6 protein-coding genes are annotated in these 10,728 nt (G+C 60.9%); 4 read left to right on the top strand and 2 right to left on the bottom strand.

All coding sequences use genetic code 11. The features are described from left to right. The first annotated feature begins 32 nt into the window (after positions 1-32). Entirely contained in the window at positions 33-2,945 is a 2,913-nt protein-coding gene (locus tag ACP7AJ_RS19560) for a glycoside hydrolase family 3 N-terminal domain-containing protein (protein WP_426061939.1), read from the top strand. A 22-nt stretch (positions 2,946-2,967) separates the two neighbouring features. Continuing rightward, entirely contained in the window at positions 2,968-3,633 is a 666-nt protein-coding gene (locus ACP7AJ_RS19555; RefSeq protein WP_426061888.1) for a hypothetical protein, read from the top strand. Positions 3,634-3,688: 55 nt separating this feature from the next. On the opposite strand, the gene proC is transcribed toward ACP7AJ_RS19555, so the two are convergent. Together proC and ACP7AJ_RS19545 are read right to left on the bottom strand one after the other, a co-directional pair. Then, positions 3,689-4,489: a pyrroline-5-carboxylate reductase gene (proC, locus tag ACP7AJ_RS19550; protein ID WP_426061887.1), complete on the bottom strand. Its 801-nt coding sequence runs from the start codon at positions 4,487-4,489 to the stop codon at positions 3,689-3,691. An 88-nt stretch (positions 4,490-4,577) separates the two neighbouring features. Further along, a complete protein-coding gene (locus ACP7AJ_RS19545) occupies positions 4,578-5,759 on the bottom strand; it encodes an acyltransferase family protein (RefSeq protein WP_426061886.1) in 1,182 nt (393 codons plus the stop codon). A gap of 341 nt (positions 5,760-6,100) precedes the next feature. Between ACP7AJ_RS19545 and ACP7AJ_RS19540 the strand changes: the two genes are divergently transcribed. Then, positions 6,101-9,310, top strand: coding sequence for a SusC/RagA family TonB-linked outer membrane protein (locus ACP7AJ_RS19540; RefSeq protein WP_426061885.1), 3,210 nt, complete (start codon positions 6,101-6,103; stop codon positions 9,308-9,310). An 86-nt stretch (positions 9,311-9,396) separates the two neighbouring features. Continuing rightward, on the top strand, positions 9,397-10,689 hold the full coding sequence (locus ACP7AJ_RS19535; RefSeq protein WP_426061884.1) for a RagB/SusD family nutrient uptake outer membrane protein: 1,293 nt from the start codon (positions 9,397-9,399) through the stop codon (positions 10,687-10,689). The last annotated feature ends 39 nt before the right edge of the window (positions 10,690-10,728 follow it).

The following is a 10,728-nucleotide window of genomic DNA, read 5'->3' as shown; positions in this document are numbered from 1 at the left end:
AATACCTGCATTCCCCCTGGGTCGACAGCTTGATGCGCGTGCTTACTCCCGACCAGCGGGCGGCGCAACTGTTCATGGTGGCGGCGTATTCTAACCGCACCCGGGTCGACGAAGACTCCATCTCGGCCCTCATCAATCAGTATGGCATTGGGGGCCTGATATTCTTTCAGGGCGGCCCGGGCCGGCAGGCCCGCTTGCTCAACCGCTATCAGAGCCAGAGCCGCGTGCCCCTGCTGGTGGCCATGGACGGCGAGTGGGGCGTGGGCATGCGCCTCGACAGCGTGGTGAAATTTCCCTACCAAATGAGCCTGGGCGGAGGCATTGACACGACCCTGCTCTACGACATGGGCCACGAGGTAGCCCGGCAGTTCAAACGGCTGGGCATGCACGTCAACTTTGCCCCGGTGGTGGACGTCAATAACAACGCCGCCAACCCCGTGATTGGCTTTCGCTCCTGGGGCGAAAACCCGGCGGCCGTGTCGCGCGACAGCCGCCAGTACATGCGCGGCATGCAGGACGCGGGCATTCTGGCCGTGGCCAAGCACTTCCCCGGCCACGGCGACGTAGACGCCGACTCCCACCTGGCGCTGCCCACGGTGCGCGTCGACCGCCGCCGCCTCGATTCCCTGGAGCTGCCGCCCTTCCGCAGCCTGATTGCGGGCGGGCTGGGCGGCATGATGGTGGCCCATCTCAACGTGCCCTCGCTGGACACGGTGCCGGGCCCCAGCACCTTGTCGAGGCCCATCGTGACGGATTTTCTGCGCAAGGAAATGGGCTTCAAAGGGCTGGTTTTTACCGATGCCATGAACATGAAGGGCGTCATCACGAAGTATCCGCCCGGCGAGGCCGATGTGCGGGCCCTGATGGCGGGCAACGACATTCTGGAGTTCAGCAAGAACGTGCCGCTGGCTATTAAAATGGTGCGCATTGCCGTGGACAGCGGCCGAATTTCGCAAAAGGAAATCGACGAGCACTGCCGCCGGGTGCTGGCCCTCAAGCAGTGGGCTGGCCTGAACCGCTACCGGCCCATCGAGACCAAGAACCTCTACGAGGACCTCAACTACCCCCATGCGCAGTACCTCAGCCACCGGCTCACGGAGCTGAGCATCACGCTGCTGCGCAACCAGAAGAACCTACTGCCGCTGCAGCGCCTCGACACCCTGCGCATTGCCACTTTGGTATTGGGCGGCTCCTCCGATACTTCCGACTTCCAAAAAACCGTGGCTGACTACGCGCCGGCGGCCCACTTCCACGCCGCGGCCTCGCCCACGCTCGACGAGCTGATTAAGCTGCGCGATGCCTTGAAGCCCTACAACTTAGTGTTGGTGTCGCTGCAAGGCCTGGGCCGGCTGCCCGCCACCAACTTCGGCATCTCGCCCGAAACCAACCTGCTGCTGCGCGAGCTGGTGAGCCAAAAACAGACCTTGGTGCTTAGCGTGTTCGGCTCGGCCTACGCCGTGGCCAAGGTGCGCGACCTGGACCGCGCCGCCGGCGTGGTGCTGGCCTACCAGGAAAGCCCGAATGCCCAGAGCCTGGCCGCTCAGGCCATTTTCGGCGGCATAGCAACCACGGGCAAGCTGCCCGTTACAGTGTCGGACCGGTACGCCCGCGGCTTCGGCCTGCGCACGGCTGGTGGCCAGCGCCTAGCTTATGCCTTTCCCGAGTCCGTGGGCCTCGACGGTCGCCTCGAAGCGCGCGTAGATAGCTTGATAGGCCGGGCTCTGGCGGCCCAGGCCTTTCCCGGCGCCCAGGTGGTCATTGCCCGGCGCGGCACGGTGGTGCTGCGCAAAAGCTATGGTAACCATACCTACGCCGGCTTCGGCAATGTGAGCGAGGAAGAAGAAACGAGCAGGGACCGAAAGCGCAAAAAGCGTGACCAAGCCGTGCCCCCCACTTCGGTGGCTGCGCCCACTACCGTACCGCGCCCGGTGCGCGACGGTGATATCTACGACCTGGCCTCCCTCACCAAGCTCATGGCCTCGACACCTGCTCTGCTAAAGCTGCAGGAGCAGGGCAAGTTCAGCCCGGACAGCTCCATGGGCCAATATTTTCCCTTCCTGCGCGGCACCAACAAAGCCGACCTGCGCATGCGCGATGTGCTGACGCACCAGGCCCGCTTGAAGGCTTGGATTCCGTTCTGGAAGGAGCTCACGAAGAAGAACGGCCAGCTGCGCCGCCGCTATTTCCGCGCCGATTCATCGGCTCGCTTCCCCCTGCAGGTTGCCGACGAGCTGTGGGCGCGCAAGACCCTGCCAGCGCGTCTTTACAAAGAGATAGGGGAGTCGCCACTGAATGAGAAGCCCGGCTACGTGTATTCCGACCTGTCCTTCATTCTCTACCCGGAGCTGGTGAAAGCCCGGACCGGGCAAACGTTCGACGCCTTCTTGCAGCAGCAGGTGTACCGACCGCTGGGCGCCAGCACCATGGGCTTCCGGCCCACCAACCGCTTCACGCTGCGCCGCATTGTGCCCACGGAAGTAGATTCGGCTTTCCGGCGTCAGCTGCTGCACGGCACTGTGCACGACGAGGGCGCGGCCTTGCTCGGCGGCCTGTCGGGCCACGCCGGCTTGTTTGGCAGTGCCACCGACGTGGCCAAACTCGCCCAGACCTACGCCTGGGGCGGGCGCTACGGCAATCAGCAGGTGTTCAACAAGGAGATAATGGCCGACTGGACCCGTTGCCAATTTTGTCCCGACAACCGCCGGGCCCTGGCTTTTGACCGGCCCGCCGCTAACCCCACCGTGAACTCGGCCAAGAGTGTTTCTCAAAGCAGCTACGGCCACACGGGCTACACCGGTACTTATTTCTGGGTCGACCCCAAAGAGGAACTGGTGGTGGTGCTGCTCACCAACCGGGTGCATCCTTCGCGGAACAACAATAAGCTGACGGAGATGAGCGTGCGCTCCAGCCTGCTGCAGCTGGCGCTGGAAGCGGTGCGAAAGTAGAAGACGGCTGTTGCCATATCCTTTGATTGCACTCGCACCCTTTTCACCCCTTGTTCATGTATCGCATCAGCCACGTGGTAGCTCCTGCCTTGCTGGCGCTGATGTTAACGGCCTGCTCAAAGACCCGATTCAGCACCGTCTTTCAAAAGAGCAGCGGGCTTGGCAAGGCTACCAATTGGGCGAGGTACTGCGCTTTGGCCACGCCCAAAACAACGACGTGCGCAAATACGGGGTGATGAAGATTGAGGACGAGATGCAGACCCGGTCCGGCTTCTACATTGGAACCCGGCCAGAATACCAGCGCATCAGCGTGATGGTGCAACGCACGGATTCTGTTACTACGCCACAGGAAGTGCTTGAACTGGCATTATCTGAATACCCAACAGAGGAGGGTGCACTACGGGCCATAGCCGAATGGGAATCGTTTTATTTTGCCAGGCTGCCAATTGATGACGTGAACAAAGGAACACCAATTGACACCAGCCAATACCAATACCCTGGCACCCGGCTGTTGCTTGGTGCTACGTTTGGGTCGGTAACCTACTCAACCGTTATTCAAGCAGATAACCGCTCGATGCCGGGAGCAGCGCTTCTCAGCCGCAACACGCGCCAGCTGTATTATGCCCGCGGCCAGGGCGTGGTGGCTTCCAAAGAAACCGGCAGCGGTTTGTGGTACCGGCTGCCGTAGACCGGAAGCCTTTAGCCTAAGGCAGCGCCCTCTACTTCCTTTCGGATTGGTTCACTTATTTCCCCAACTCTTCGGCGCGGTTGCGGGCGGCCCCGGCACCGGCCATAAGCCCCTCGCGCACTTCGCCGGCCCCGAAGGCCCGCATTGCGGCCTCCGTGGTGCCGCCCTTGGAGGACACTTTGGCAATCCAGTCGGTGCAGCTCAGGCCCGATTGGGAGTAGAGTTCCACGGCCCCCCGAAACGTCTGGCTCACCAGCAGCTCGGCCTCGGCAGGGGAGAAGCCCATTTGCGTGGCGGCAGCCATCAGGGCATCCATGCAGTAGTACACGTAGGCTGGGCCGCTGCCCGAAATGGCCGTGGCTGCGTCAATGGCAGATTCTTCCTCTACGTAAACGGTTTTGCCAGTGGTCGAAAGCAGGTTTTGCACCTGCACCAGCTCGGCTCGGGTCACTTCGTCGGTGCTGGTGAAGGCCGTCATGCCCATGCCGATTTGGGCCGGCAGGTTGGGCATGGCCCGAATGATTTTGGGGGTGCCCAAGGCTTCGCGCAGCGTGGCAATGCGCACCCCAGCCATGATGCTGAGCACCACTTGCTGCGGCTGCACCAAGCCGCGCAGCGTTTCGAAGAGGGCCGGCGAGTCTTGCGGCTTCACGGCCAGAATCAGGATGTCGGCGCCGGGCACGCAGTCATTCGGGTGGCCCCATACGGTGCCAATTTCGTGGATTGCCAGCGCCGGTATCCGTTCGGGCGAGCGGGCCAGCAGCCGCAAATCGAGCCGCGAAGTGATGTGGGCCCGCACAAAGCTGCGGGCATAGGTCAGGCCCATATTGCCGCCACCAATGATAAGTATTTTCATAAAGTTGGGTCGAAGTCAGCTGCAAGAACGCCATCCTTCGCCCGGGGAGGAGCAGAAGCGACGAACCCGACGGGGTAGTGGGATAAAATCAGACCTTTAGGATAACTCTCTTTTTATACATCCAGCTCAAAATTCCTAGCCAGATAAGCACCAGTGCTACGGCCCCTACCAGCGAAGCCATGCGGGGGTCGGAGAAGAAGGGCGCGATGCCCCACTGGTACAGCCACTCTTTCAGGCCCACTGTTTTGCCGCTGGGCCCGGGCAGGCTAAACAGGGCGAAGGTGCGCGAAAGCAAAGCCGAAAGGCAAAACACCAGGATGGCATTCACGCCATACACCAGCGCCGGCTGGGTCCAGGAGCGGTAGCCCTGCACGTCGCAAATCCAGTAGAGGGCAGCTAGGCCAGCCATGGCCAGGCCCCCGGTGTAGAGCACGTAGGAACTGGTCCACAGCGCCTTGTTGATGGGGAACCACGGCGCCCAACACAGGCCCAGAATAATGACGGCCCCTGCGGCCACAAACAGCCACGCCACTTTGGCAGCGGGCTCCGGACTGGGGCAGCGCAGCCCTTGGGCCGTGAGCACGCCCAGCAGCCCCGTGCCCAGGCTTGGCAGGGTGCCGAGCAGGCCTTCGGGGTCCCAGGTTTTGCTTTGCTTCCAGAGATGGGCTTCGGTGAAGATGAGCCGGTCGAGCCAGGCGCCGAGGTTGGTGCTGGGCTCCAGGTTGGCGGGGCCAAAATCGGGCACGGGTACTAGCTGCATGAGCACCGCGTAGCCTACCAAAAAAGCGACCACCAGCCATAGCTGGGTGCGCCAGGTGGTTTTCAAAAAGATGATGCTGCAGCCCAAAAAGACCAAGGCAATGCGCTGCAGCACGCCCAGAATCCGCACCGTGGAGAAGTCAAACTTCGGGTAGAGCGACAGCAGCAAGCCCAGGCCAAACAGCACTGCTGCGCGCTTCAGCACCCGTAGCACTACGGCGCCCTGCGGCTCGCTGCGGCGCTTCACCCCGTCGAGCGCATATACCAGGCTTACGCCCACAATGAATAGAAAAAATGGAAAGATAAGGTCGGTGGGGGTGCAGCCGTTCCATTCGGCGTGCTCCAGGGGTGGGTAAATGTGGCCCCAGTCGCCGGGGTTGTTCACCAGAATCATGGCCATTACCGTGATGCCCCGGAACACGTCCAGCGAGATAAGGCGGCCGGGCTGAGAGGCTTCGGCTAAAGGGACCGCGCCGGTGGTGCTCACTGCGGCTTGGGTGGTCGTTTGCATGCCCCAAGGTCGTTAATTATTCTTGCTTAAAAAGCGCCATTATGTTCTTAAAAGAACGTGGCAGGCATTAATGGCCAGGGCTTGGCTGAATGCCTCGGTCACTAACCAACAAAGGATAGAAGCTGCTGAGATTGTGTGGCAAAGGGCAATTATGGAGTAAGAACAGATAACGAAAGGACAGCGGACTTCATCACAACGCAGATATGCTTCAAGGTGACTAAAGAGCCCAATCAATTATAAGAGTGTATTCAACTACCTAAATTTTATTTTTTATTTAAAGTTTGCCAATTAATTGTGGTACATTTTGACTGTTTTCTCACCGCTTTAATCCTCTTCTTTTGATGAAAACTTACCTTTCTGGCAGGCTGCCCCTTCATTGGGCCAGCTTGCTGTTTCTGCTCGTGCTGGCATTTCAGGCTGGGGCACAGCCCACTAGCAGCGCAGGCCGGCGTTATACTTTAACGGGCCGCGTCACGGATGCTGCTGGGCAGACATTGCCCGGCACCACCGTGCTAGTAGGAGGTACCAGCTTGGGAACCACCACCGGGGCCGATGGCGACTACTCACTGGAGGTGACCTTGTCGCCCGGGACGCATACGCTCACGTTCACGTCGGTGGGCTTCAAGGCCGAGTCTCGCACCGTGAACTTGGGGGCCGACGCTACCATTACCACGAATGTGTCGTTGGCCGCCGCTCGCCAGGCACTAGACGAAGTGGTGGTGGTGGGCTCAACCATCAGCGCACCCAAACGCGAGCTGGGTAATGCTATTAGCACCATTAAGGGCGAAGACCTGGTGCAGAGTGGCTCGGGTGCGCTCATCAATTCGCTGCAGGGTAAGGTGCCCGGTGCCCAGATTACTCAGAACTCCGGTGACCCCTCGGGCTCCATTTCGGTGCGATTGCGCGGTGTTCACTCCCTGGCCGGTTCCTCCGACCCACTCTACGTCATCGATGGCGTTATCGTAAGCAACGCCAGCACTAACGTGTCGCAGCTGGCCGTGGCCAATGACGTGGGCGGCGCCAACCCCGGTCAAAACCGTCTGGCCGACCTTAACCCCAACGACATTGCCAGCATCAACATCATCAACGGAGCCGCGGCGGCGGCGCAATACGGGTCGCGGGCGGCCAACGGCGTGGTGCTCATTACCACCAAGCGCGGGCAGGCCGGGGCGCCCCGGGTTTCGTTCTCTACCAGCTTCAACATCAACGAGCTGCGCAAATCCGTGCCGGTGAATACCTATGGCAAGCAGTTTGGCTTTCCGGGCCTGCGGCTTTACACCATCGGTGGTGTTTCGCCGGCCCAGGTGACGGCCAACCCCGGCACCACCACCGTGGGCATTACCCGGGCCGGGGCCACCACGCAACTGGCTACCAACTTAGTCGATGTTCAGCGCTACAACTATTTCGACGAAATTTTCAGAACGGCCTACGGCACCGACAACGCCGCCGCCATCTCTGGCGGCAGCGAGCGGACGCAGTACTACGTGTCGCTCAACCACCTGAAAAACCAGGGCATTATCAAGGGCACGGACTTCACGCGCTACAACCTGCGGGCCCGCGTAGACCAGCGCCTCACCAACTGGGCCAAAGTTTCGGCCGGCCTGAGCTACATCAACAGCTTCTCGAATGAGAAAGCCAACGGCAACGTATTCTACAGCCCCATCAACTCGGTCAACATCACCAACAACATCTACGACATCAGGCGGCGCGATGCCAGCGGCAACCTGCTGGCCGTAGAGCCCACCCGCGTCAACCCGCTCTCGACCATTGAGGACATGCAGTTCACGCAAGGCGTGAACCGGACGGTGAGCGACTTTCAGGTGAATCTGTCGCCAGTGAAAGGCGTGTCAGTAGATTACGTGTTGGGCGTTGATGCTTTCTCGCAGACTGGGCGGAGCTATATCCGGCCGTATCCCTACCAGGCGGCAGCGGGCCTGCCTGCCGCCCGCTACCCGCTTGGCTACGCTGCCAATGGCAACAACGTCGTGCTGCAGCTCAACTCCGACCTGAACCTGGGCTACGAGTATCAGGTTAACGAGGCCTTCAAGGTAAATCTGCTGGCCGGCTACAATTATCAGTACAGCCAGCAGGACTACTCCGCCTCGCAGGGCCAGAACTTGGCACCGTTCATCGAAACCATTTCCGGAGCATCGAACACCACCGTGACGTCGGCCTACAACCTCGACCGCTTCGACCTGAGTGGCTATTATGGCCAGGCCACCATCGGCTTCCGCAACTTGGCCTTTTTGACCGGCGCCGTGCGCCGCGACCGGTCTTCCAAGTTTTCGCCCACCGAAACCAACCAAGTGTACCCCAAAATCAGCGGCTCGCTGGTGGTGTCGGATTTGGCCGTCTGGCAAAGCAGCCCGTTTGCTACTGCCTTCAACAGCCTGAAGCTGCGCGCCAGCTACGGCGAAGCGGGCAACCTCACCGGCATTGGCTCCTACGAGCGGTTTTATCAGTTCAACCCAGTAGGCTTTTTGGGCCGCAACACCATCACGCCCGGTACCCAGCTAGCCAACCCTGCCGTGAAGCCCGAGCGCATGGCCGAAATAGAAGGCGGCGCCGACATGGGTTTTCTGGGCGACCGCCTGAGCCTGGGCCTAACAGCCTACCATCAGCAAATCAGAGATTTGGTGGTGCGTCGCAATCTGGCCCCGTCCAGCGGAGGCGCCAGCATTGTGAACAACGTGGGCACGATGGAAAACCGCGGTTTCGAAGCCATCCTGAGCGCCGTGCCGGTGAAAACCAAGAACTTCACCTGGGACGTTTCTTTTATTTACAACCGCAACCGCAATAAGGTGCTGAGCCTGCCCGGCTCGAACGGCCTCACCCAGGCCATCTCCGTCGACAACGTGGCCGGTGCGCCCGTGTACCTGCTGCAAGGCCAGGCCGCCGGCGTGTTCTACGGCTCGGCCTACGCCCGCAACCCCGATGGCTCGCTGCTGCTGACGCCCCAAGGCTTCCCGCAGGACGAGCGCACCACCGGTCAGGCCGTAGGCGTAACGCAGTTCACGCCCGCCCGCAGCAGCGAAGGCCAGCCCAGCTACGCCCCCGGTTCCACCATTGCCAACGTCGTCATCGGCGACCCCAACCCAGATTGGACTGGTTCCTTCAACACCAACCTGACTTATAAAAAGCTGGGCCTGCACGTGCTGCTGGATGCCGTGCAGGGCGTCGACGTGTTCAATGCCGACAAGCGGACGCGGCAGGGCGTGGGCCTGGGCGACATGGCCGAGCAAGAGCTGCGCGGCACCCTGCCCCGCGGCTACATCTTCGCCATCTACAACACCCAGGAATTCCGGATTGACGACGGCTCTTTTGTGAAGCTGCGCGAAGTGGCCCTGAATTACTCCCTGCCTACCTTTTTCAAGTTTGTGAGTGCGCTCAACCTGTCGCTCATTGGCCGCAACCTCTACTCCTGGGACAACTACAACGGCTTCGACCCCGAAACCAGTGCTGGTGGCACCAGCGACCTGCTACGCGCCATCGACTTTGGCAACGTGCCCATTCCGCGCACTTACCAGGTCAAACTGGCGGCCACTTTTTAGTTGTTAAGTGTTCAGGCCCGCGGCCCGCGCCAAACCACCGTTTGGCCACGCCGCCCCGGCCAACTCCACCCCCAGACTTTATCATCATGAAAAAGCTAATTTTAGTTACTTCCCTGCTGGCCCTGGGTGCCTGCAATAAGGACTACGTGAACCCCAGCACCACTACCCAGGAGCAAGTGGTGCAAAGCTCCGATGGCCTGATTACGCTCGCCAACGGGCTGCAGTCGCGCTACACCACGGGCGCGTTTGTGAGCGTGCTCTACAACCGCGTCGCCTTGGGTGGGCTGAGCTCCCGCGAACTGGCGGTACTCAACGTTGGCAACATTGAGGAATTTAACGTGAGCGTGGGCGCTGGCAACGTTAATAACAGCAACGGCGTGGTGCGCAACCTCTGGACGCAGTCGCAGCTCGTGAAATCCAACGCCGACCTGATACTGAAGAATGCCGGCAACGCCCCCGAGCCGGGCACCCGTAGCGGCATTGTGGCGTACGCTTCTATTTTCCGGGCCTTGTCTCTGGGTACTTTGGCCGAATTCTTCGAGCAGGCACCCCTGGCCGTGCAGGAGAATGCCCCGTTTGTTGACCGCCTGGTGTTGCTGCGCGACGCCGTGGCGCAGCTGGAAGCCGCTGCCGCCCAGCTAGCTGCAGCGCCAGTTTCGGCCGATTTCAACAGCAAAATCGTGCCGGGCATCGACCTGGTTAATACCACACAGGCGCTGATAGCCCGCTACAGCCTGGAAGCCGGTGACTACGACAAAGCCATTGCCGCCGCCGGTCGGGTCGACCTCACCAAGCGGTCGGTGTTCAACTTCGACGACAACACCCGCAACCCCTTGTTTGAAACTTCTTTCGGCAACAAAAACGTGTTTGAGCCCACCAACGCCAACCTTGGCCTAACCGGCGACCTGGCGCCCAACCCCGCCGATAGACGTCTGCCGTTCTACATCCGCAGCAACCCCGCCGCTACCCAAAACCTGGGCACGGGCTTCTACACTGCCAACAACGCGCCCATTCCCGTGTATCTGCCGGGCGAAATGCTGCTGATTCGGGCCGAAGCGTACGCTCGAAAAGGCGAGCTGAACAGCGCCATCACCGAGTTGAACCGGGTGCTCACCAAAACCCCAGCCACCGATGTTTTTGGCATTGGCGCGTCGTTGCCGGCTTACTCCGGACCGGTAACGGCCAATGCCGTACTGCTGGAAATTTACCGGAACCGCCTCATCGAGCTGGCTTTTCAGGGCTTCCGTCTCAGCGACAGCCGCCGGTTCAACCGGCCGGGCCCGGGCACGGCGGGCGCCGAGCGCAACCGTAACTTCTTTCCCTATCCCAGGGTAGAGCGGGAGAACAATTCGTCTACACCCGCCGACCCTATCATTTAGGCCTAACCCAGTAGCTTATATTCAGCCAAGCCCCGCTGG

Origin of the sequence: Hymenobacter sp. B1770, from assembly GCF_049896385.1 — a bacterium.
Classification (GTDB): domain Bacteria; phylum Bacteroidota; class Bacteroidia; order Cytophagales; family Hymenobacteraceae; genus Hymenobacter.
Note: the sequence above shows the minus strand (reverse complement) of the source record. Positions and strands in the feature narration are given on the sequence as shown.

Excerpts from the sequence above, each read along its gene's own strand:
- ACP7AJ_RS19560 (WP_426061939.1), top strand. The coding sequence starts at position 33 with ATGCGCGTGCTTACTCCCGACCAGCGGGCGGCGCAACTGTTCATGGTG.
- proC (WP_426061887.1), bottom strand. The coding sequence starts at position 4,489 with ATGAAAATACTTATCATTGGTGGCGGCAATATGGGCCTGACCTATGCC.
- ACP7AJ_RS19540 (WP_426061885.1), top strand. The coding sequence starts at position 6,101 with ATGAAAACTTACCTTTCTGGCAGGCTGCCCCTTCATTGGGCCAGCTTG.
- ACP7AJ_RS19545 (WP_426061886.1), bottom strand. The coding sequence starts at position 5,759 with ATGCAAACGACCACCCAAGCCGCAGTGAGCACCACCGGCGCGGTCCCT.
- ACP7AJ_RS19535 (WP_426061884.1), top strand. The coding sequence starts at position 9,397 with ATGAAAAAGCTAATTTTAGTTACTTCCCTGCTGGCCCTGGGTGCCTGC.